Source organism: Actinopolymorpha alba DSM 45243 (assembly GCF_000373925.1).
GTDB lineage: Bacteria > Actinomycetota > Actinomycetes > Propionibacteriales > Actinopolymorphaceae > Actinopolymorpha > Actinopolymorpha alba.
The window spans coordinates 33,840-55,680 of record NZ_KB892812.1 but is presented as its reverse complement, the minus strand read 5'-3'; the positions used below and the strand labels follow the sequence as shown (position 1 = coordinate 55,680).

Annotated in this window: 24 protein-coding genes; 10 read left to right on the top strand and 14 right to left on the bottom strand. The window is 69.0% G+C overall.

Going from position 1 to position 21,841, the window contains the following annotated elements; all coding sequences use genetic code 11:
• The first annotated feature begins 95 nt into the window (after positions 1-95).
• Positions 96-983 carry a carbon-nitrogen hydrolase family protein gene (locus tag B141_RS0135140; protein ID WP_020579866.1) on the top strand — a complete coding sequence of 296 codons (888 nt, stop codon included), beginning with the start codon at positions 96-98 and terminating at the stop codon, positions 981-983.
• Between the two features lie 50 nt (positions 984-1,033).
• Here B141_RS0135140 and B141_RS0135135 read toward each other — a convergent pair whose 3' ends face one another.
• Entirely contained in the window at positions 1,034-2,464 is a 1,431-nt protein-coding gene (locus B141_RS0135135; protein WP_020579865.1) for an FAD-binding oxidoreductase, read from the bottom strand.
• Positions 2,465-2,637: 173 nt separating this feature from the next.
• Between B141_RS0135135 and B141_RS0135130 the strand changes: the two genes are divergently transcribed.
• On the top strand, positions 2,638-3,180 hold the full coding sequence (locus B141_RS0135130) for an AAA family ATPase (protein ID WP_020579864.1): 543 nt from the start codon (positions 2,638-2,640) through the stop codon (positions 3,178-3,180).
• A 21-nt stretch (positions 3,181-3,201) separates the two neighbouring features.
• Here the strand turns inward: B141_RS0135130 and B141_RS46575 are convergent, their stop codons facing one another.
• Positions 3,202-3,804 carry an endonuclease/exonuclease/phosphatase family protein gene (locus B141_RS46575; RefSeq protein ID WP_084678721.1) on the bottom strand — a complete coding sequence of 201 codons (603 nt, stop codon included), beginning with the start codon at positions 3,802-3,804 and terminating at the stop codon, positions 3,202-3,204.
• A gap of 35 nt (positions 3,805-3,839) precedes the next feature.
• Between B141_RS46575 and B141_RS50045 the strand changes: the two genes are divergently transcribed.
• Positions 3,840-4,028 carry a hypothetical protein gene (locus B141_RS50045; protein WP_157181526.1) on the top strand — a complete coding sequence of 63 codons (189 nt, stop codon included), beginning with the start codon at positions 3,840-3,842 and terminating at the stop codon, positions 4,026-4,028.
• 150 nt (positions 4,029-4,178) lie between these two features.
• Positions 4,179-4,520, top strand: coding sequence for a YbaB/EbfC family nucleoid-associated protein (locus B141_RS0135115; RefSeq protein WP_020579861.1), 342 nt, complete (start codon positions 4,179-4,181; stop codon positions 4,518-4,520).
• A gap of 66 nt (positions 4,521-4,586) precedes the next feature.
• Here B141_RS0135115 and B141_RS0135110 read toward each other — a convergent pair whose 3' ends face one another.
• The 7 genes from B141_RS0135110 to B141_RS0135080 form a co-directional block, all read right to left on the bottom strand.
• Positions 4,587-5,435 (bottom strand): endonuclease/exonuclease/phosphatase family protein, encoded by an 849-nt coding sequence (locus B141_RS0135110; RefSeq protein ID WP_026257867.1) that lies wholly within the window; start codon positions 5,433-5,435, stop codon positions 4,587-4,589.
• A 274-nt stretch (positions 5,436-5,709) separates the two neighbouring features.
• On the bottom strand, positions 5,710-6,696 hold the full coding sequence (locus tag B141_RS44495; protein ID WP_020579859.1) for a Gfo/Idh/MocA family protein: 987 nt from the start codon (positions 6,694-6,696) through the stop codon (positions 5,710-5,712).
• 48 nt (positions 6,697-6,744) lie between these two features.
• Positions 6,745-8,019: a DegT/DnrJ/EryC1/StrS family aminotransferase gene (locus tag B141_RS0135100; protein ID WP_020579858.1), complete on the bottom strand. Its 1,275-nt coding sequence runs from the start codon at positions 8,017-8,019 to the stop codon at positions 6,745-6,747.
• A 118-nt stretch (positions 8,020-8,137) separates the two neighbouring features.
• Positions 8,138-9,454 carry a hypothetical protein gene (locus B141_RS0135095; protein ID WP_020579857.1) on the bottom strand — a complete coding sequence of 439 codons (1,317 nt, stop codon included), beginning with the start codon at positions 9,452-9,454 and terminating at the stop codon, positions 8,138-8,140.
• Between the two features lie 146 nt (positions 9,455-9,600).
• Positions 9,601-10,953: a CynX/NimT family MFS transporter gene (locus B141_RS0135090; protein ID WP_202806030.1), complete on the bottom strand. Its 1,353-nt coding sequence runs from the start codon at positions 10,951-10,953 to the stop codon at positions 9,601-9,603.
• 73 nt (positions 10,954-11,026) lie between these two features.
• Positions 11,027-11,785 (bottom strand): WecB/TagA/CpsF family glycosyltransferase, encoded by a 759-nt coding sequence (locus tag B141_RS0135085; RefSeq protein WP_026257865.1) that lies wholly within the window; start codon positions 11,783-11,785, stop codon positions 11,027-11,029.
• A 126-nt stretch (positions 11,786-11,911) separates the two neighbouring features.
• Positions 11,912-12,712, bottom strand: a complete 801-nt coding sequence (locus B141_RS0135080; RefSeq protein WP_020579854.1) for a carbon-nitrogen hydrolase family protein — start codon at positions 12,710-12,712, stop codon at positions 11,912-11,914.
• Positions 12,713-12,750: 38 nt separating this feature from the next.
• Here B141_RS0135080 and mobA point away from each other — a divergent pair, with 38 nt between their 5' ends.
• The 6 genes from mobA (at position 12,751) to B141_RS0135055 (ending at position 17,051) form a co-directional block, all read left to right on the top strand.
• Positions 12,751-13,407: a molybdenum cofactor guanylyltransferase gene (gene mobA / locus B141_RS46925; RefSeq protein WP_020579853.1), complete on the top strand. Its 657-nt coding sequence runs from the start codon at positions 12,751-12,753 to the stop codon at positions 13,405-13,407.
• Positions 13,408-13,468: 61 nt separating this feature from the next.
• Positions 13,469-13,789, top strand: a complete 321-nt coding sequence (locus B141_RS51060; RefSeq protein ID WP_020579852.1) for a DUF6457 domain-containing protein — start codon at positions 13,469-13,471, stop codon at positions 13,787-13,789.
• A gap of 69 nt (positions 13,790-13,858) precedes the next feature.
• Positions 13,859-15,022, top strand: coding sequence for a potassium channel family protein (locus B141_RS0135070; RefSeq protein WP_020579851.1), 1,164 nt, complete (start codon positions 13,859-13,861; stop codon positions 15,020-15,022).
• A gap of 5 nt (positions 15,023-15,027) precedes the next feature.
• The gene (locus B141_RS0135065; protein ID WP_026257864.1) at positions 15,028-16,008 is read left to right on the top strand and encodes an NAD(P)H-quinone oxidoreductase; all 981 of its coding nucleotides are present in this window, start codon (positions 15,028-15,030) and stop codon (positions 16,006-16,008) included.
• A gap of 186 nt (positions 16,009-16,194) precedes the next feature.
• Complete coding sequence (locus tag B141_RS50035) at positions 16,195-16,395, top strand: hypothetical protein (RefSeq protein WP_157181525.1); 201 nt, start codon at positions 16,195-16,197, stop codon at positions 16,393-16,395.
• A 65-nt stretch (positions 16,396-16,460) separates the two neighbouring features.
• A complete protein-coding gene (locus tag B141_RS0135055; RefSeq protein ID WP_020579848.1) occupies positions 16,461-17,051 on the top strand; it encodes a bacterial proteasome activator family protein in 591 nt (196 codons plus the stop codon).
• A 9-nt stretch (positions 17,052-17,060) separates the two neighbouring features.
• Here the strand turns inward: B141_RS0135055 and B141_RS0135050 are convergent, their stop codons facing one another.
• From B141_RS0135050 to B141_RS50030, 5 genes are all read right to left on the bottom strand, one after another.
• Entirely contained in the window at positions 17,061-17,870 is an 810-nt protein-coding gene (locus B141_RS0135050) for a Cof-type HAD-IIB family hydrolase (protein WP_020579847.1), read from the bottom strand.
• Between the two features lie 30 nt (positions 17,871-17,900).
• Positions 17,901-18,611, bottom strand: a complete 711-nt coding sequence (locus B141_RS0135045; protein ID WP_020579846.1) for a hypothetical protein — start codon at positions 18,609-18,611, stop codon at positions 17,901-17,903.
• The gene (gene metG, locus B141_RS0135040) at positions 18,604-20,196 is read right to left on the bottom strand and encodes a methionine--tRNA ligase (protein ID WP_020579845.1); all 1,593 of its coding nucleotides are present in this window, start codon (positions 20,194-20,196) and stop codon (positions 18,604-18,606) included. The genes B141_RS0135045 and metG overlap by 8 nt, the downstream gene beginning before the upstream one ends.
• Positions 20,197-20,503: 307 nt before the next feature.
• On the bottom strand, positions 20,504-21,067 hold the full coding sequence (locus B141_RS44485; protein ID WP_020579843.1) for a Uma2 family endonuclease: 564 nt from the start codon (positions 21,065-21,067) through the stop codon (positions 20,504-20,506).
• Between the two features lie 282 nt (positions 21,068-21,349).
• The gene (locus B141_RS50030; RefSeq protein WP_020579841.1) at positions 21,350-21,607 is read right to left on the bottom strand and encodes an NUDIX domain-containing protein; all 258 of its coding nucleotides are present in this window, start codon (positions 21,605-21,607) and stop codon (positions 21,350-21,352) included.
• Positions 21,608-21,841: the final 234 nt, after the last annotated feature.

Here is a 21,841-nt window from a genome sequence, read left to right as displayed (position 1 = left end):
AGCGCCCCGGCCCACCGCAAGCGCCTGCCCGAACCGCGGCAAGCGCCCGCCCAAGACAGGCGCGGCCAAGCCCCGCCCGCTGGCATAGTGCCGCGATGACCTCCGCCCCGTCCGGCCCCTCCGCCCCCTCCGCGACCTCCGGCCCCTCCACGCCGTTCCTCGTCGCCACGGCCCAGAACGCGATCTCCCCCGACGTACGCCAGAACGGCCGCGGCATCCGTGAACTCATGCGCGCCGCAGACCAGGAAGGCGCCCGCCTCATCCACTTCCCCGAGGGCGCCCTGTCCGGCTACGCGAAGGCCCAGGTCAAGGACTGGCAGACCGTCGACTGGCCCGCGATCAACGAGGAGCTCGAGCAGATCGCCGCCCTCGCGAAGGAGCTGCGCCTCTGGACCGTGCTCGGCTCAGCCCACCGACTCACGGCCCCGCACCGCCCCCACAACAGCCTCTACGTCATCTCCGACCGCGGCATCCTCGTCGACCGCTACGACAAGAGGTACTGCTCCCACACCGAGATCACCCACTGGTACACCCCGGGCTTCCGGCCGGTCGCGTTCGAGGTCGACGGGTTCAGGTTCGGCACGGCGCTCTGCATCGAGATCAACTTCCCCGAGCACTTCGCGGAGTATGAACGCCTCGCCGTCGACTGCGTACTCTTCTCCTCTTATTCGGAGGACCCGATGTTCGGCGTCCTCGCCCAGGCCCACGCCTCCACCAACAAGTACTGGCTCAGCTTCTCCGTCCCCGCCCAGTGCAGCCACGCGGTGCCGGCCAGCCTGATCAGCCCGGCCGGCGGCTACCTCACCCGGGCGCCGGAAAGCGGTCGACCAAGCCTCGTGCTCGGCCGGCTCGACCGCGCGGATCCCGAGTTCGAGGGCCACCTCACGTTCGCGCGTACCTGGCGCGCCTCGGCCCGAGCCGGCGATATCTACGCCGCTCGAAAGGTCGATGATCCGCGAAGCGTCGACACGCAGCGGTTCTGATCGCCGAGCAGCCGCGGCAGGAGCAGCGGCCGCAACAGCGGCACGCCCGGTCAGCTTGGCTGGATGTTGTGGTTCAGCCGGAAGAGGTTCGTCGGGTCATAGCGATTCTTCACCGCGACCAGCCGATCAAGGTTGGCCCCGAACGTGTCCCGGACAACCTTCGCGCCGTCTTCGTAGAAGCCCGGGAAGTTCACGTACTCCCCGCCGGCGGCGTACGGCTCGAGGACGCCGTACACCTGCCGGCCCCAGGCGATGTTGGCCCGGTCGTCCTCGGGGCGCTGCCAGTTCGCCTCGATGGCGATCATGAACGGCGCCGAGCGGCCCCCGAACGCCGTCTCATCGACGCCCACCCGACTCAAGGCGCCGCCCAGCTGCCAGACATCGAGGGTGGAGCGCGGCGACGCGCTGGCGGCGTTCAGCTCCACCAGCAGGTCGATCAGCTGGTCAGGGAGATCGCGGACGTACCTCGACTTCCAGTAGTAGCGCAGCTCGTGGGCGGGATAGTCGGCGTCGAAGAACTGCTGGACCTGGAGGTACGGCGTACTCCCGCTGAGGTCCGCGATCGGTGATCCGAAAGCCCGCAGTTGCCGCAGCGCCCGCTCGCCGTCCGCCGGGTCCCCGTGGTGGACCGCGGCGAGGATCAGGATCGGCTGGCCGTGGTGTTCGGCCGGGATCTCCTCGATCTCCGGGCCATGCCAGAGGACCGCGAACGCGGTCACGTCGTCAGGGGCGGTGGCCGCCCAGTCGCGGTACGACCGCAGAGCCGCGCCGGCATCCGAACCCCTGTGTACGACGACCGCGAAGAAGACCTCGGGCCCGACCGGATAGGCCCGGAACTCGAAGGACGTGACGACCCCGAAGTTGCCGCCTCCACCCTTGATCGCCCAGAACAGCTCCGCATGATCCCGCGCGCTTGCCGTGACGAGCTGGCCGTCCGCCGTCACGACATCGACGGACACGAGGCTGTCGCAGCTCAGCCCGTACGCCCGCCGGAGCCAGCCGAACCCACCGCCCAGCGTCAGCCCGGCGATGCCGGTCGCCGACACCAGGCCCATCGGCACCGCGAGCGCGAACGCCTGTGTCTCGTGGTCGAGTTCCCCGATGGTGACCCCGCCCTGCGCCTGAACGGTGCGCCCTATCGGGTCGACGCGTACACCTTTCATCAACGACAGGTCGACGACCAGCCCGTCGTCACAGACCGCGACACCCGAGACGTTGTGCCCGCCGCCGCGTACCCCCACCAGCAGGTCGTGTTCCCTGGCGAAGGTCACCGCCGCGATGACATCCGCGACCCCGGTGCAGCGAGCGATGAGGGCGGGACGCCGGTCGATCATGCCGTTCCATACCGCGCGGGCCTCGTCGTAGTCGGTGTCGGCCGGGCTGACCAGCCGGCCGTGCAGCCGGGACTCGAGGGTCCGTACGTCGTCCTCAGGGACCCGGGTCGGCTGGCCGGAGGCCGTGCGGAGCTGTACGTCGGACATGGGTCTCCTCCCCTGCCAACAGCGACATCCCTGGCAGCTACCCCGGCCCCTCATACCCGCCCGTACACGGCCTCCTACCCTGCGGTTTTACACCGACCAGCGGCTGGGCAAACGCCCCACGCCCGCCAGAAACACAGCTGCGGCGTGGCGTGTGGTCACGGCAGGATGCGGCGGTGACCGCCACCGCAGACCCCCGGGTGATCGTGATCACGGGCATCATGGCCGCCGGCAAGTCGACGGTCGCGCAGTTGCTCGCCGAACGCCTCGACCGCTCCGTACACGTCCGCGGCGACATCTTCCGGCGGATGATCGTGTCGGGTGCGGCGCCGATCACGCCCGACGGCGGCGACGCGATGAACGCCGAACTTCGCCTGCGCTACCGCATCTCCGCGAAGTTGGCCGACGAGTACGCCAGCGCGGGCTACACCGCTGTCGTGCAGGATGTCATCCTCGGCCCGGACCTGGCGGAGTTCGTCACCTTGGTGGCCACCCGCCCGCTGGCGGTCGTGGTCCTCGCGCCCCGGCCTGACGTGATCGAGCGCCGGGAACGCGAACGCCCGAAGACGGGGTACGGCGACTGGACGGTCGAGGCGCTCGACCTGTCGTTGCGCGAAGAAACACCACGGCTCGGCCTCTGGCTCGACACCTCCGATGAGTCGCCCGAGCAGACTGTCAACGAGATCCTGCACCGGCTTCCCGAAAGCATTGTGGGCTAGACGCGTCGTACGCCCGACAGTTCAGTCTGCTCGCTCCGCCGCAGACAGGACGAGGTCGGCGACGACGGGTAGATGGTCGGAGGCGCCGGACTTCACGACCTGAGCGCGTACGACGTCGAACTCGCGGGATGCCAGGACGTAATCGATCCGCCGAGCAGGCCGGCTGGCGGAGTAGCTGAACCCGTCCGACGTACCCCCATCGAGCCACGCATCCACGAGCGACTCGGTGAGGGTCTTGACCTCCGGCGAGTCCGGCCGCGCGTTGAGGTCGCCGGTGAGGATGGTCGGCGTACGTACGCCACGCAGCAGGCCAACGAGGTGCTCCGCCTGACGTGCTCGCGCACCCGAGTCGGACTCCGTGAAGTGCGTGGTCGCGAACGTCAGGGGTACGCCGCGAGCGTCCGCCTCCAACTCCAACTCCACCTCCACCTCCACCTCCACGGCGAGGTAGCCCCGCGGCTCCAGCGATCCCGGCACCGGCAGCGCCACATGCGTCCACGACAGGATCGGGTACCTCGACAGGATCGCCAGGCCGTACTGCCGCCGCGGCTGCCCGACGCGAGCGGATCGAGGTCCACGTTCGCGCCGTACACGACTTCCATCCCGAGCCGCTCGGCGAGCCAGCCGGCCTGGTCCACGAAGCCGCTGCGTTCCGACAGGTGCCGGTCGACCTCCTGCAGCCCCACCAGGTCGGCGCCCAGCGACCCGATCACCTTGGAGGTGCGCCCGAGGTCGAGGACGTCCGCCTCATCGGCGCCGTGATGGATGTTGTACGTCGCGACCCGCAGCGCCGCGACGCCATGCCTCCGGCCGCCCGTCCCGCCCACCGAGCTGGCGAACGCATGTAAAGAAGCGATCCTCAACGCACGCGTCACCATGGCCCAACACATGACCGAAACCATGAAGAACGTCGCCGGCTTCGACCTCGACGAGGCGCCAGCCGCTCCTGATCCCCGGATCGCGTGGCGGCAGGCGCTGAAGGAGTCAGGATGGAACCAATGAATCTCGACGCGATCATGAACGAGATCGGTCGATCGATCGCGGAGATGTCCGAACAGGTCGAGGAACACCGAATCAGATCTTTCGAAGGCACCGCCGCGGACGACCTGGTGAAGGCGACCGTCACAAACGGTCAGTTGGAGATCGACATCCATGTCCTCGCCAAGCGGAGGCTCGAGCGTGAGGAGTTGGCAGCATCGGTCGTCGAGGCCGTTCGTGAAGCGGACCGGCAGACGCGGGAAGCGACCTTTACGACGTCCTTGCAGCGGCGAGCAGACTCGTCGATGAGCGACAGCTTTGACCGCATGTTCAAAGAAGCGATGGAGCGCTTCACCCGCTAACGGGAGGATCGCGCCGGCCGCCCCGGGCCCGGCTAGAAAAGCGCCGGTCCCGGGGCGTACTCGTTCTCAGCGGCGTACCGTCAGGTCAACCACGACCGGCAGGTGGTCGGAGGCGTCAGCACTGACCACCTCAGCCTTCCGGATCCCGAGGTCCCGGGACGCCAGCACGAAGTCGATCCGCCGGTCGGGGTGTTCGACGGAGTACGTGAAGCCGTCCCCCACCCCGCCAGCCGTCCAGGTGTCGGTGAACACGTCGGTGAGCGTCTTGATCTCCGGCGCGTCCGGCGTCGCGTTGAGGTCGCCGACGACGATGGTGCGGGACGGCGTGGAGCCGAGGAGTTCGACGATCTTCGCCGCCTGCGCCTGGCGTTCGAGGTTGTCGTTGTGCTGCAGGTGCGTGTTCGCGAAGCGCACCGGAATCCCACGCACGTTGAGGTTCGTGACCAGCAGGCCGCGCTGCTCGTGGTTGCCGAACTTCGGCAGGTAGGTGTTGCTCCACGACTTGATCGGGAAGCGGGACAGGATCGCCGTGCCGTACTGCCGGCGTTCCTGACCTGGCTCGAGCGGGTCGAGGTCGAGATTGGCGCCGTACGCGACATGCATGTCGAGCTTCTTCGCAAGCCAGTTCGCCTGGTCGACGAAGTTGCTACGCGCGCCCCAGTGGTTGTCGACCTCCTGCAGACCGATCACCTCCGCGCGCGTCGAGGCGAGGACGCGAGCGACGTGCTCGAGGTCGAGGACGTCATCGGGCCCGGCGCCGTGGTGGATGTTGTACGTCGCGACCCGGACCCGCACCGGGTCATCTCCAGCGGCACGCGCCGGCGCCGCGACCGGACCGAGCGTGGCCGCCGCCACGGCGGCGAGGATGCCCATCAGGGCCAGGATGCGCACATGGCGCACAGAACGTCGTAGCACGAACGACTCCCTTCCCGGTCCTCCGACCGGATTCCCCGAAGCCCTTGCCGGCAACGGGTTCCGAGCGCCTATCCCACCGGCCGTGGGTGTCGTTCAGGTGCACGGCGGGCAAAGAGGTCGGCTCGAAAGATCGAGCACAAGGTAGTGGAGACACACGTGCAACGGAGGCGGAAAGTACGCCGAAGGCCACTTCGCCTGGCCTTTATCGGCAACGGCCGTCCGCCGTGCACAAAATGCGGGCGGATGGCCGTTGCCGCGATTGGTCAGAACGAGCTCAGGACGCGAGCGTCGCGGGATCCACGGGAACGCCGGTGCGGGCGGACTCCTCGCCCGCCAACGCGATCGTCAACGCCACCAGGCCATCCTCGGCGCTCACCCTCGACTGCGTACGCCCGGCGATCGCGTCGAGGAACTCCCCCAGCTGCTCGGCGTACGGGTCGACCGAGAAGTCGTCCTCGAGCAGCACCGTGCCCGACCCGTCCCGCAACACCGGCGCCGGCGCCGAGTCGAACCGCAGCACACCCTCGTCCCCGCTGATCTCGAACGTCGAGCGCAACGCGGTCCCGGGCACGTCCCAGATCGCGGTGACCTCCGAGGTCACCCCGCCCGCATGGGTCAGCGTCGCCGAGGAGTGGACCGGCGGGCCGTCGTTCCCCGGCGTGGTCTGCCCGAGCACCTGCGTCACGTCACCGGCCAGCCAGCGGGCGAAGTCGAGGTCGTGGATGGCGAGGTCGACGAGGACGCCGCCCGAGCGTGCGAGGTCGCGGAACCACGTGGCCGCCGCCGGACTCTCGACGGTACGCCAGAAGCGGAGCTGCTTCGGCTCACCGATCCGCCCCGACCGCATCGCGTCACGAGCCGCGACGTACGCCGGGAAATACCTCAGCACCTGCGCCGCGAACAACCCGACACCAGCCGAGGCGCAGGCGTCGATCATCGCCCGGCCCTCGGTGTACGTGCGGGCCAGCGGCTTCTCGCAGATGACGTGCCGGCCGGCCGCCGCCGCCTGCTGGGCCAGCTCCGCGTGGGTGTCGGTCGGCGTACAGATGTCGACCACGCCGACCCGGGCCAGCAGCTCGGCCTGGTCGGTGATTGCTGTGACGCCATGCTCGGCGGCGAATGCCTGGCCCCGCTCGGCCGACCGGGAGAACACCACCACGTCGACGCCGAGCCGTTGCCAGGCCGCGGTGTGGGTCCGGGCCATGTCGCCGGTCCCGATGACACCCGCGACGACACCCGCCCGCGCCCTCGTCTCACTCATGCGCATCCTCGCTTCGCTCGCGTCGTTCCCGTCGTTGTCGTCGTTCGCTCATGCGGCGTCCACCAGGGTGTGCGCCACCGCCTTCACCTTCTCCGCCGCGGTGACGATATCGGCAATGTCGTCGTCGGAGCCGAGCAACACATGTTGTGGAATCCAGACCAGCTCGGCGCAGAACCGCTCGGTGACTGGCAGGTCGAGCGTGCCGTACCTCGTCGGCGGGTAGTCGGGGTCGTAGCCGGTGGCCCGCAGGTCGAACCGACGTTCCGCGAAAACTCCCTGCCGATCAAGGGGTACGGCGTATCCCGGGGTCGCAGGGATCCCTTCGGCCTGGAGCGCTTCGGTGAACCGCGCCCGCGACAGGCCGCCGAACGCGTCGGGGTCATAGCGGAACTGATACAGGTGATAGCCATGCGTCGTGCACCGCGGATCACGGGCGAGCGGCGCGAGACCATCGATCCGCCCCAGACCCTCGTCGAGGATCGCGGCGCTGCGTTCCCGTCGGGCGAGGTCGTGGTCGAGATTCGCCAACTGTGCAAGGAGAAGCGCGCTCTGGAACTCCGTCAAGCGGTAGTTGCCACCAAGGATGCCGTGGTCGTACCACTCGCCCTGCCGGGCCCGCCCGCAGTGGTGGAAGCTCCACGCCTTGTCGGCCAGCGCGTCGTCGCTGGTGACCAGGATGCCGCCTTCGCCGGACGTCATGTTCTTCGACGCCTGGAATGACCAACTGCCGAAGTCACCGAACGATCCGACCCGCTGTCCGCGCCAGCTGGCCCCATGGGCGTGCGCCGCGTCCTCGATCACTGCCAAGCCGTGCTTGACAGCGATGCTCGTGATGCGGTCCAGGTCGGCCGGATGCCCGGCCAGGTGCACAGGAATCACCGCCCTGGTGCGCGGCGTGATGGCCGCTTCGAGTGCAGCCGGATCAAGGCACCCGAACTCCGGATCGATGTCCACGAAAATAGGCAGTGCGTTGACGCCGAGCACCGCCGTCGCCGTCGCGAGGAAGGTGTAGCCGGGGACGATCACCTCGTCACGGCTCCCGATGCCCAACGATTTAAGGGCGATCTCCAGCGAGATGGTGCCGTTGCACACAGCGAGCCCATGCCGGGCACCGTGATACTCCGCGAACTCGCGCTCGAACCGGGTCTTGACCGGCCCGTCCGCAGCCGACCACACGCCTGCTTCGGCTACCTCCGCGACCGCCCGCGTCATCGCGTCGCTGACCGGTGGCCAGGAGGGAAACGGCGTCGTACGAACGGGAGTGCCGCCCACCAACGCGCTGCGGACGGCGGAATCCCCTACCGGGGTTGGCACCACAGGCATTCTCGGCTCCTTCGTCCTGTCTCCTCGGCCCGCACCCGCACGCTCCCGTGATCATGACGGTGATCATGATCCTGATCATGAAGGCGTACGGGCTTCACAGCCCTCTCCGGCTTCATGATCACGAGAGGTCCAGCGCCTGATCGATCGCGGCCTTCACGCGTTCCTCCACCTCGGGAGCGAACCGTCCCGCGCGGTAGACATAGGGGTACGACTGATCCGGCTCATACCCGCCGGCCCGGAGCTGCTCCGCGGTGACGACGTACCCGATCATGCCGTTGGTGTAGCCGAGCGGCAGCACCCGCGATGCCGAACGCTCCTTGACATAGTGGCCGTACGCCACGGTGACCTCGGCGTCAAAACCCAACAACGCAAGGCCATCGGCGAGATCGAGTCGGGTGAGCCGCAACGGCACCTGGTCCACCAGGCGCGCCGGCTCGGCGAGCAGCCAGCGAGCCCACTCGCCCCAGATCCCGGATTCTTCCCGCAGGGCTTCGAGTTCGGCAGCCTCGGGCCGCCGCAAGGGAAGGTTGACAGCCTCGGTCCGGACGCTCGCGGCGGCAGCACCCTCGCCACCACCGAGCTCGGTCATCGGCCGGTCGAGCACCTGCCGGACAGCCGCGGCGAGAGCGCCACCGAACGCCGCGATCTCAGCGTCCCCACCATTCCCGAACCCGCCGTCGCGTACCAGCGCGGGGTTGATGTCGCCGCAGCATCCCTGCAGGAAACCGACCACCACGCCGTCACCCAGCGACGCCTCGAGGTCTGCGCGCATGGCGCCGGGGTAGTCCGGCGTCACCTGCGGGTCGGCCGAGATCACCGGATGGCAGGCGTGGTGGACGAGCACCGCCTTGGGGCGGCCGTCCGCCCGGGCCATCCTGATGACCCCCACCTCGTGGTCAGCCGGCCCGCCAGGATCGGGTCCGCCGACCGTACCGTCGGCGTTGACGCGGCGCCGGCTGATCCCGGTCCGGCACTCACCAGTGCCCCGTGTGAACGTGACCGGCTCCAGGTCCTCGAGCGCCCGACCGACCGCGTCCAGCACCGCGGCCTGGAGCCGCGCGACATACGCGTCGTCGCCGGGTCCGATCAGGGGCGAGAACGTCAGGCCGGGCTGCGGCGCGCTGTGCGTGTGGGACGCGTGGAGGACGACCGACTCCGCGGGTACGCCGTACTCCCGGGCGATCTCGCCGGTCAGCGACGCGACCACATCGGGACCCCACCACAGCAGGTCGGCGCACACGAGAACGGCGGTGACCGGGACCGGTCGGCCGGCCGCCTCCGCCGCCAGGGGCGGACCGCCGAACGCGAAGACCTGGGCGGCGAGCGGTGCCAGCACCTTCTCCCACGGATCGAGCCGGACCGCGAATCCCGCCAGCGGCACGGGTTCGACCGGCGTGATGTCGGCCACCGCCACACCGACGTACGACAACGCCATCGTGCCGTCCCCTTTGTCCGCCGCCCACAGCTTCCGCCGCCGCCCGTTTGGGTGGGGGTCCCCCTGTACGGCTCTATTGGCCAAGGGGACCCCCGACCCAAACGGGCGACCCAAACTGGTATGGACGAGTATGGCGTCGGGAAGGGTCAGGCGGAAGGGTGCAGTTCATCGTCGACGTACCGCCGCCGCGCCGCGAACAACCCGGTCGCCATCAACGGCGCGACCAGCGCCAGCAGGAAGCCGATCGGCACCGTCCACCCACCCGTCACTCCGAACAACGCGCCCATCGCCAGCGGACCGGTCGCGGCCAGGAGGTAGCCCACGCTCTGTGTGAACCCAGACAGCCGGGCCGTCACGTCGTGCGCGCGGGACCGCAGCCCGATCATCGTCAGCGCCAGCGGAAACGCGCCGCCGCCAAGGCCGAGCATGACCACCCAGATCAGCGCACCCGCCCGCGGCGCGAGCAACAACCCGACGTACCCCACGACGTACGGCACTCCACACGCCACCACCAGCGGCCGCTGGTCTGGCAGCCGGGCCGCGATCGCCGGGAACGCCAACGACAGCGGGATACCTACCACCGGAAGGATCGAGAGCAGGAGACCCGCATGTGCCGCATCCACCCCCGCATCACGGAAGATCTGCGCCAGCCAGCCGAACGCGGCGTACGCCTGGAGAGACTGCAGCCCGAAGTACACCGCGAGCGACCAGGCAAGCGGCGACCTGGACAGGTCCCAGAGCGCCAGGGGCCGAGCGCCGCCGCGCGTAATCGTCCGCTCTGACCTCGAGCCACGGAGCAGCAGCAACCACGGCAGCACAGCCACCACCGCGGGCACCGCCCACACCCCGAGGCCGGGACGCCACCCGCCCAGGACCTCCGCGATCGGCACGGTCAGCGCCGCCGGCAGCGTCGTACCCACCGCCATCGACGTGGTGTACGCGGCGGTCGCCAGGCCCACCCGGCCAGGAAAGGTCTCCTTGACGAACGCGGGAATGAGGACGTTCCCGATCGCCATCCCGGCCAACGCGAGCCCGGTGGCCAGCAGGAACACCGGGATCGACGACACCATCACCCGCACCGCCTGCCCGACCACGATGGTCAGGAGCGCGGCGACAACCACCCGCGACGACCCGAACCTCCGCGCCAGCCCCGCCGCGACCGCTCCGAACGCCGCGAAGCACAACACCGGCAACGTGGTGAGCAGCCCCGCCACGACTGGGGAGAGATGGAGATCGACCCTGACCTCGCCGAGGACGGCGCCCATGCTGGCGACCGCCGTTCGGAGGTTGAACGCGAGGAGTACGACGGCGCCGAGCAGGAACCACGCCGGCCAGCCGGTCCGGAGACCCGCCGACCTCTGCCCACGGTCTACGGACCCGCGACCGTGACCGGCGGATTCGTCTGCTTGTCCGCTGGCCGACCGCGTGAGAGACGGCAGGGTGAGGGAGTTCGAGTGAGTGGAGGAAGAGGAAGGTGGCGGAGCCGAGTCTGATGACACGTCGCCCAAGCGTATGGTCATCCGACGAATCGGCCCACCCGATATCTCACGGGAGGCTGGCGTACTTGCTGCCCTACGGCCGGCGGGAACGCTGGAGCATTGCCCGGGCCAGCAGGGCGAGGAACCTGGTGTTGGTGATGGCGTACCTCGCGAACAACCGCTGTGGCTCCTGGATCATGCGGTACAACCACTCCAGGCCGAGCCGCTGGAAATACTGTGGCGCGCGGCGCAGCTCACCGGCCAGGACGTCGAAGCTCCCGCCCACCCCGATGCACACCGGCACACCCGCCACGCCCGCGCCGTCGACGATGAACCGCTCCTTGGCGGGCGAGGGCATCCCCACGAACAACACGTCCGCCTCGCTCTGCCGGATCTGGGTCACCACGTCGGCCTTCTCGCCAGAGTTGAAGTAGCCGTCGCGGTAGCCGACGATCTGTACGCCTTCGGCGATCAGCCGGGTGGCGAGCCGCTTGACGACGTGCTCGCGGCCGCCGAGGAGGTAGATCCGCCAGCCCACCTTGCTCGCCCGGGCCAGCACCTGCTCCATGAGGTCGATGCCGGCAATGCGTTCGGGGAGTGGTTGGCCGAGCATGCGGGCGGCCCAGACCAGGGGCTGACCGTCAGAGCCGATGAGGTCACCGCGTTCGAGCAGGGCGAGGTAGTCGGGATCGTCGTGGGCCCGCACGACGTTGGCGGCGTTCACGCACAGGTGGGTGCCGGCCTCCCGGCTGTCCACCCGCTGCTCCACCCACTCGAGTGTGCCCCGCATGTCGACCGCGTCCACGGGCACGCCGAGGACGCGCAGCCTGCGGCTCTCGCTGACCAGCGCCATCTGCTGCACCCCTTACGGCGTTCCGGCTCCGCCTGAGCAACCCTAAGGGCGCACGGCCCTCAGCGCTGCGCCGGGCGGGCGATCTGAACTAGAAACGCCCGATACCACCTGAATGTGAGGAGTATGTCACGGAGCGTCCCTATTTACGACGGTGAACCTGCGGTGCGCCAACGTCGGGTTGCGCTCGCGCACCTCCGCCACCCGATCAGCCTCGACCTCGCCCACGCACGCTCCCACCTGCTCGCCCAGCGCGCTCAGCACCACACCCATGGGATCGACGAGCATGCTGCGCCCGGCGTACGCGGAGCCGCACTGGTCGGCCGCCGCCACGTAGCAGGTGTTCTCGATCGCACGGGCGCGGACCAACGTCGCCCAGTGGTCCTCCTTGAGCGGGCCGCGCAGCCACGCCGCCGGCACGACGAGGACGTCGGCACCAGCATCGGCAAGGGCTCGGGAGAGTTCGGGGAAGCGCAGGTCATAGCAGGTCAGGAGGCCCAGGCGGTGTCCCGCGACGTCGACCACGACCGGCTCTGTGGCACCCGGCACCAAGCGGTCGGACTCGCGGTAGCCGAACGCGTCGTACAGATGGATCTTGCGGTACGAACCAGCCAGCGAACCATCGGCGCCCACCGCGACCAGCGTGTTGTAGACCCGAGAGGGATCTCCGGACGCCTCGAACATCCCGCCGATCACCATGGCGCCAAGCTCGCGGGCAAGGTCGGCCAGCGCCTGGACGAACGGTCCGTCGAGCGGCTCGGCAGCCCCGGCCAGTGGCATGTCGGGTGACCCGAAGTCGTGCATGCTCGCTTCGGGACACACCACCACGTCGAGCTGGTCGGAGGCAGCCTTGCGGGCCAGGTGACGGATCGCCTGAAGGTTCTCGGACTTGTCGAGGCTCGCGGCAAACTGCAGCAAGGCAACACGCACGCTGACAGTCTGCCGGGCCCGGGTGCGAGACTCGACCCGTGGGTGGGCATTCGCACACGGAACGCACGGATGTCGACGTCGCGTCTGCGCCCGATACGGGCCGGGACGGCGCGCCGGAGTATGACGTCGTGGTGCTCGCGGGTGGCTCCGCACGGCGGTTCGGCGGGACAGACAAGGTCCTCTTGCCGGTGGCGGGCACGCCGATGCTCGAACGCGTGCTGGCAGCAGCCGCGGGTGCTCGGACGGTCGTGGTGGTCGGCCCGGAGCGGGAGGTGTCGGGCTCGCTGCCGTCGTCTCTGCGCTGGACGCGGGAACGCCCAGCCGGAGCCGGACCGCTGGCGGCGCTGGCCGCCGGGCTCGACCTGTGTACGGCGCCGGTCGTGGTCGTCCTGGCCGGCGACATGCCGCTGCTCGACGCGCACGTGGTGGCCCGACTCCTCGAGGTCGGCTGTCAAGGAGACGTTGACGGAGCGGTCCTGGTCGACGCTGGGGGTCGTACTCAGCCGCTGGCCGCCGCCTACCAGCAGTCCGCCGTACGCCGGGCGCTGGCCGCGATCGGCGACCCACGGAACCAACCGATGCGCCTGCTCCTGGCGCGGTTGAATGTCGCCCGCGTCCCCGAACCCCGGGCCGCCCTCGACTGCGACACCCCAGAGGAGCTCGTCCACGCCAACGAGGTCGCCGCCGACACGTGAAGCCGTTTCACGTGAAGCCAGCTCGTCGTTCTTCTCAGGAATTCGCAGGAAGGGAGTTCGCATGCTCACCGAGTGGGCACGGCAACTGTCCGACGCCTTGGGGGTGGACGTCACCCAGCTGGGCACGGAATCCGCTCCGCCGACCGAGGACGCCGGAGCCGCCGCGGCAGCCGGCGGGCCGTTCGACACCGAGGTGATCCGCGAGGTACTCGACCTGGCCCGCGACGCCGCGCACGCGGTCGAGCGACCCGCCGCGCCACTGACGACGTTCCTCGTCGGGTTCGCGGCCGCGCAGCGCGGTGGGGGTGCCGACGCGCTCACCGAGTGCGTCGCGATCGCCCGCGAGTTGACCCGGCGCTGGGAGCAGGACGCCAGCAGCTGAGCGGACCAGTAGCCCCGGCCGGTGGGGACCGGAGCCAGTGTCCCTGATCTGGGCTACTGTCGTGCCGCCATGTCAACACTTCGCTCGCCGCACGCGACAGCGCCGACCACGCCGTCGACGCCGGCCGCTCTCGTGCCGTCCCGGCGCCGACTGCGGACGTTCGTAGCGGCGCCCGCCGACGTCCGGCTCCCGGCCACCTACGTGCCGCCGCTGCGCCAGATCGGCCTCCGCGTCCTCGTGGCGTTCGCCCTCCTGGCGCTGGTCGTCGCCGTCGTCTACATCGGGCGCGACGGCTACCACGACAACGCGGGTGGACCGCTCAGCGTGCTCGACGCGCTCTACTACGCGACGGTGAGCCTCACCACGACGGGGTACGGCGACATCACCCCGGAGACGCCGACGGCCCGCCTGATCAACGTCGTTCTGGTCACGCCGCTGCGGGTGGCGTTCCTCATCGTGCTGGTCGGGACCACACTGGAGGTGTTGGCGACCAGGAGCCGGGAGCAGTGGCGCATCTCGCGATGGAGGAGTCGGTTGCGCGATCACATAGTCGTCGTGGGGTACGGCACCAAGGGCCGAAGCGCCATCGACACTCTTCTCAATGGCGGCATTCCCGCCAGCCAGATCGTCGTCGTCGACTCTGATCAGGCGGCGGTCGCCGAGGCCAACGCGGCCGGGCTCGGCGGCGTGGTCGGTGACGCGACCCGCGCGGACGTCCTGCGGCGCGCGGAGGTGTCGACGGCCAGCCGGATCATCGTGACGACCCACCGCGACGACGCCGCCGTCCTCGTCACTCTGACCGCGCGGCAGCTCAATCACGACGCGAACGTCGTCGTCGCCGTCCGCGAGGCCGAGAACATCCCTCTGCTCCGGCAGAGCGGCGCCGACGTGACGGTGACGTCCTCTGAGGCGGTGGGCCGGATCATGGGACTGTCGACGGTGAGCCCCATGCTGGGCACGGTTCTCGAAGACCTGCTCAGCTACGGCGAGGGTCTGGAGGTCGCCGAACGCGCGGTGCTCCCCCGGGAGGAGGGCCGCTCGCCGCGCGAACTCGACGACGTGGCCGTCGCCGTCGTCCGCGACGGTGAGATCCACCGCTACTTCGACCCGACCGTCGCCCAACTGCTGCGCGGCGACCGGGTGATCGTCGTACGCCCGGCGGAGGAGCTTCCGTGGGCACCGCGCCCGGGCGTGGAGCCGTCCGACGGCCAGCCGTCCGAGAGCGAGGCCTGATCCTCATGCGCGCGGTGGTGACGCGGGACGCGGGCGGACCGGAGGTGCTCGCGATCGAGGAGCTACCCGACCCGGCGCCCGGGCCCGGGGAGGTGCTCCTCGACGTCGCCGCCATCGGCGTCAACCGCGCGGACATCCTCCAGCGCCAGGGCAACTACCCTCCCCCGCCCGGAGCCTCGCCGATCCTCGGGCTTGAGTGCTCGGGACGGATCAGCTCCCTCGGCCCTGGCGTCGAGGGCTTCACGCCCGGGGACGAGGTGTGCGCTCTGCTCACCGGTGGTGCGTACGCCGAGAAGGTCGTCGTACCCACTGGCCAGGTGCTCCCCAAGCCGGACGGCGTGACGTTGGTCGAGGCGGCGGCGCTCCCGGAGGTGGTCTGCACCGTCTGGTCGAACGTCTTCATGCTGGCCGGCCTGCGTCCGGGCGAGATCCTGCTGGTCCACGGTGGGGCGAGCGGCATCGGCACCACCGCGATCCAGCTCGGCGTCGCCGCCGGCGCGCGGGTGGTCGTCACCGTGGGCAGTGCCGCGAAGGCTGAGCGGTGCCTCGCCCTCGGCGCCGAGACCGCGATCAACTACCACGACGAGGACTTCGTCGACGTGGTACGCCGTACGACCGACGGCCACGGCGCCGACGTGATCCTCGACATCATCGGCGCGGCGTACCTCTCGCGTAACATCGCGGCCCTCGCCGTCGAGGGGCGCCTCGTGGTGATCGGCCTCCAGGGCGGCCGGCGCGGCGAACTCGACCTGGGCGCCCTCATGACCAAGCGAGGAGCGGTCCTCGCCACCACCCTGCGTTCGCGACCGCTCGAGGAGAAGGCCGCGATCGTCGGCAGCGTCGTCGACACCATCTGGCCCCTGGTCGCCGACGGCCACCTGCGGCCGGTGGTCGACCGGGTGCTTCCACTGTCAGAGGTGGCCGAGGCACATCGCGTGGTCGAGGCCGGCGAGCACGTCGGCAAGGTCCTGCTCACCACGTCCTAGGCCCGGACTGGATTCCCTGAGTCGGGCTCGGCCGGGCTCGCACAGCCGTCGCAGGTCCAGGGCAGGTCCTGGCAAATTCGGTCAAATTTCTCGAAGTCACCCGCAACCAGAACGCCGTCACGTCCGTCCAAGCCAGATATTCGCGGCAGTTCGGACATCCCGTCCATCCGCGAGTATCACGGCACCGTGGCACTGCGGCGTCTGTCGACAAGGAAGGCGGGTGACGGAATGATCATCGACTACACGCAGAGGGAACGTCGACTCGCCAGAATCCGCATCCGCGCCGAGGTCGCCCGCCGCCGCTCCGAGCGCATGCGCGACGACCAGGAGGGCGCCGGCCAGCGGACCACCGCTCGCCAGCGGGCGGGTCGCTCCGACACAACCTGAGCGAGACCAGGTACGACGCCGGGCCCGGTCTCGCGTCTGGTGACCATTGGGGTAAGGATGGGCCTATGACCGATCCGGAGCACACCCCTGACGTTCACGCCAGCGAAGACAAGCAGCGTGGCACTTCCGAACTCCCGCGCGTGGTGATCGTGGGTCCTGACGGCATGGCCGTTGAAGGTCCGCCGTCGAAGGGCGCCGAGGGCGGCGAGGAGGAAGAACGCTCGGTCACCGACCTCGTCGAGCAGCCGGCCAAGGTGATGCGGATCGGCAGCATGATCAAGCAACTGCTGGACGAGGTGAAGTCCGCGCCGCTCGACGAGGCGAGCCGCCAGCGCCTGCGGGAGATCCACAAGTCGTCCATCGCCGAACTCGAGAAGGGCCTCGCGCCCGAGCTCGTCGAGGAGTTGGAGCGGCTCTCGCTGCCGTTCGAGGACGGAGCGATCCCCAGCGACGCTGAGCTCCGAGTCGCGCAGGCTCAGTTGGTCGGCTGGCTGGAAGGGTTGTTCCACGGCATCCAGACCGCGTTGTTCGCCCAGCAGATGGCCGCCCGCGCACAGCTGGAGCAGATGCGGCGTTCCCTGCCACCCGGCACTCCGCTGCCGCCACATATGCAGGCCCAGCAGGACGCCGAGCGCCCGGGCGGCATGTACCTCTGACGCTGGGCGTCAGCCGAACAGCCCCTCGAGGATGTGGGCGACCCCGTCCTCGTCGTTCGACGGGCATCGACGGTCCACCGCGGCGAGCACCTCCGGGTGCCCGCTTGACACGGCGTACGCCGTCCCGGCCCAGGCGAGCATGGCGAGGTCGTTGGGCATGTCGCCGAACGCCACCACCTCTGACGGGGCGATCCCGCGTTCGGCGCACAACGCGGCGAGGGTCGTCGCCTTGGAGACACCCTGCGCGGAGACTTCCAGCAGAGCCGTCCGCGGGCTCGAATGGGTGAACTCCGCCAGGTGACCCGCGACCTCGCGGGCCTTGGCGAGCAGCACGTCAGGATTGTGGCCCTCGTGCTTGACCAGGAGCTTCACGGCCGGCTGGGCGAGGAGATCCGCCAACTCACCGACGTACACCTCGCCGGCCACGTCATCGATCACGCGGTAGGTCGACTCGTGCCCGAACGAGTGGCCGAACTCCACTCCGAAGGCCACCCCGGGAATCGAGCCGCGGATGGCGTCGACAACGGCCAGCCCGATCTCGGGAGCGAGGAGATACCGCTCGACGACGCGTTCCTCCCGCAGGTCATAGACGAGCGCGCCATTGGAGCAGACGGCGACACCACGATGCCCGGTCGCGTCGGCGACCGGGCGCATCCAGCGGGGCGGGCGGCCGGTCGCGAAGACGACCGTGCCGCCTGCCTCTTCCACCTGCTCGAGAGCGCTTCTGGTGCGGTCTGAAACTGTGCCGTCGGATCGAAGGAGCGTGCCGTCGAGATCACTCACGACAAGCTTGGGGCGAGGCGCGGCAGCGGGAGTCACCGCGCCATCCTGTCAGAGCGCCCCGAACCCTCAGCCGAGCGCCTTCTCCAGTCGCTGCGCGGCCTTGGGAGCAAGCTCCGCGGCGACATCGCGGGCTTCGTTCTCGCTGGGTGCCCAGACGTAGAGGGCGCTCAGGAGATCGTCCTTGGTCTGGTAGACGGCAACGTAGGAGTACTCGACGCCCTTGCGGTCGTCACTGCCCTGCCACGCGAACGAACCGTCGAGCGCACCCTTCGGCGGGTCGACGATGTGGACCTTGCCCATCGTGCCCTGGTCGTGCTTCCAGGTGTTGCACTCCGCGGCAGCCTGCTTGAGCTCGGCGATCGCGGCAGAGCCCTTACCGGGTTGGTACGCCACTGCCTCGTTGCTGACGACCAGCTTGGCCTGGCGCGCGGACTTCCAGAAGAAGTCCTGGTTGCGGGCAATGCGGGAGTTGTCGCCGGACCAGTCCTTGGCGCAGATGTCGTTGGTCGCGGCCTCCAGGGTGTCGTCCTGGTCCTGGACCTCGACATCATGGCCGATGTCACCTTCACCGAGGACCACCTTGCCGACCGCTGACTTCAGCTGGGCGGGAGTGGGCTTCTTCTTGTCCTCGGAAGGCTTCTCGTTGGCAACCTGGGCGGGAACGTCGTCCTTGGTCTGCTGCTGGGCACCGGTGGTCTCGGGCTCGTCGGAGCTACATCCGGCAAGGACGATCGCACCGGCCGCGACAAAGGCAAGCGCAAGTCGGATTCTAGGCACGAGTCCGCACTTTAACGAATAAGCCAGACGAAGGTGCAATCTTCTCCCCAGGCTCCACCTCGAGTCTCGGGAACACCGGTTCCGGTGGTGGCAGAACCCCTTGTGGGGCAAGGGGTTGGAGCTGGTACGCCAACCGCGCCGCGAGTTCTGGCACGAACGGCTCCAGCTCGGCGGCGAGAATCCGGATCGTGTCGACGAGGGCACTGAGAGCGACATCGAGCTGGCGGCGCGCATCGACATCGCCGGACCGATCCGCCTTGGCCAGCACCCATGGTGCGGTGTCCTCGACATAGCGGTTCGCCTCGGCAACCAATGACAGCAGCGCGAGCGCGGCGGCTCGCAGGTCGAACGCTGCCAGCGCCCGATCGATCCGTGCCGGTAGCGCCGTTGCGTGGGCCCGTAGCCGGGTGGCCGGCTCGTCGTCGTTCACCGCCTCGGGTACGACACCGTCGCGGTAGCGATGGACCATGCTCACCACCCGCTGGGCGAGGTTGCCGACACCACCCGCGAGGTCGCGGTTGGCCGCGTCGACAAGACGCTGGACGGTGAAGTCCGTGTCGCCGACCTTCGGCACCTTCGCGGCGAGCCACCAGCGCACCGCGTCCACACCGAACTCCTCGGTCAGCCACCCCGGATCGACGACGTTCCCCAGTGACTTGCTGAACTTCCGGCCGTTCGCCGTAAGGAAGTCGTGGACGAAGATCTCCGTCGGCAGCGGAAGCCCCGCCGACAGCAGCATCGCCGGCCAGTAGATCGCGTGGAACCGCAGGATGTCCTTGCCGATCACGTGGACCCGCCGGTCGCTCTTCCGCCACCAGGTGTCGAACCCCTCGGCGTCCGCGCCCTCTCCGTAGTCGAGGCTGGTGATGTAGTTGCCGAGCGCGTCCCACCAGACGTACATCACCTGGCTCGGATCATCGGGGACCGGCACGCCCCAGCCGCGGGCGCGGTCGACGGTCCGGGAGATGGAGAAGTCGTTCAGGCCGTTTTCGATGAACGCCCGAACCTCGTTCTCGCGGACCTTCGGCTCGATCCGGAGCCGGCCGCTGTCGAGCAACTGACGGAGTGGCTCCTCGTAGCGGGACAACCGGAAGAACCAGTTCTCCTCGCTGACGGGCTGCGGCGGCGTGTCGTGGTCCGGGCACAAGCCGTCGACGAGTTCGTCCGGGGCATAGAACCGCTCGCACCCGACGCAGTACATCCCCTCGTAGTGGCGGCGGTAGAGATCACCGGCGGCGGCACACGCGCGCCACAGGCGTTCGGCCCCCGGACGATGGCGGGGATCCTTGCTGGTACGCAGGAAGTCGTCGTACGACAGGTTCAGAACCCCGCTGAGCGCCTCGAACGCATCCGCGTGCGTGTCAACGAAAGCTTGCACGGGTACGCCGGCGCGCTCGGCGGCCTGGACGTTCTTGAGAGCGTTGTCGTCGGTCCCGGACTGGAACCGCACCTGGTCCCCGCGCAGCCGGCGATGTCGGGCGAGGACGTCGGCCTCGATCAACTCGAGCGCGAATCCGAGGTGCGGGTCGGCGTTGACGTACGGGATCGAGGTGGTGACGTAGAACCGCTTCGGCGGTCTGGGCATCGGGCTTCCTTTCGCGAAACCTTGCGAAGTGGGCCCGGCTGAGACGGATACGCAGAAGGCCCCTCCGCGAGGGGCCTTCGAGCAGTGGATACGGCACGCAGGCGGCCCCTAGCGGGGCCGCATCATCTCCTGGGCACACGCGACAGAGGGCCTACCCTCTGGGCGAATGCGGAGCTGCTGCCGGAACGTCATGCGGTCAGCGTAGGCCGGCTGTCCAAGAAACGGCAACACGAATGCCCGGAGCACGACGGTAAGGGCTGGAGCCATGGCCGGGTGGCTCCCCTTGGTATACGGCACCAACTCGTGCCTAGATCACGCCTTCTGGCCTGCCGGCGAGTAGTTCGTCCAGCAGGACGGCGCGGTGCCCGATGTAGGCCGGCTCGCCGTCCTCTCCGGCACCCAACGTGTACATGTGCACGGTCGGGCTGAGCCCTTCGCCGCCCTCGACGCGCCAGTAGTGCGCGATCCCCACCTGGGCGTACTCACTCGGTTTGACCATGCGGTCGAGCTTCTTCGACCCTTCCGAAACGATCTCGACGACGAGCGCCACGTCGATCGGGTCGATCCACACCGTCCTTCCCACAGACCTGCGCAGCAGGACCAGATCTGGGCTGCGACCCGACGACCGTTCGGAAATCTTCACGCCAGGGGTGCTCAGCACCCGGTTCCGGTCATGTCCATTCGTCACCAGCCAGACAAGTAGCCCAGTGATGATCGCGGCGTGTTCGGCATCCGCTGGAGGCATGACCAGGAGGTTTCCCTCGTCGAGTTCGTAACGGTGCAGCTCGTCGGCAGCCGCGAGCTCGGCCACGTCGTCAAGGGTGAGTGCCCGCCCAGGCAGGTGCACCTCCAACGGTTGTGCGGCGGTCATGCGTGCCTCCTGTCGCCAGCCTGCGCACTCACGATCGTACTTCCTCAGCGAAGATCAACGGTCGATCCGAGCCTGGGCCGGGCAACCTCAAGTTTGGTTTAGATCAAGGCGTGTCAGGACAACGCGCGATCATGCAAATCGGTCCGGCCGATGGCCAGTGCTACGGCTTCGGCGACGTCGCCGGGTCCGATGGTGAACGGCACTTTGGTGAGGCCAACGCCGGCGGGCGAGGAGTGCACGATGAGTGTGTGCGGTGTCCATGTACCGGCGCGAGTCTGAAGATCAGTGATCCAGCAGTGCGAGTGCGTGGTGGGCGTGGGCCGACAGTGATAGCGCTTCGAGCGCTTCGGGGCCGAACCATCCCGCATCGTCGGTTCCGCCGTCCTGCTCACGCCGGAGCGATCCAGCGATGACGTCAACCAGATAGAGGAGGCGTACGCCGTGGATCGAGACGCCGTTGATCGTGTAGAGGCCAGCGTGTACGCCGAGCAGCCGGTCCACCCGCCCGGTCAGCCCGGTCTCCTCCGCGAGTTCCCGCACCGCGGCCTCCTCCGAACATAAAGGGAGGGCCTGGAGATTCTTGCGTGACGAGACGTCAAGGGAGCCTGCGAGCAGTCCGGCACGCAAGAATCTCCAGGCCCGACCGGCCCTGACATACAGCAGAGCAGGAGTTGGCCGGTGGCGTCGAGGCAGACGGCGTACGCACCGACGCGTTGGCGGCGGGACGTCATGAGCGGCCACGGTGATCATGAAGCCAAAGCGGGCTATCCGTCC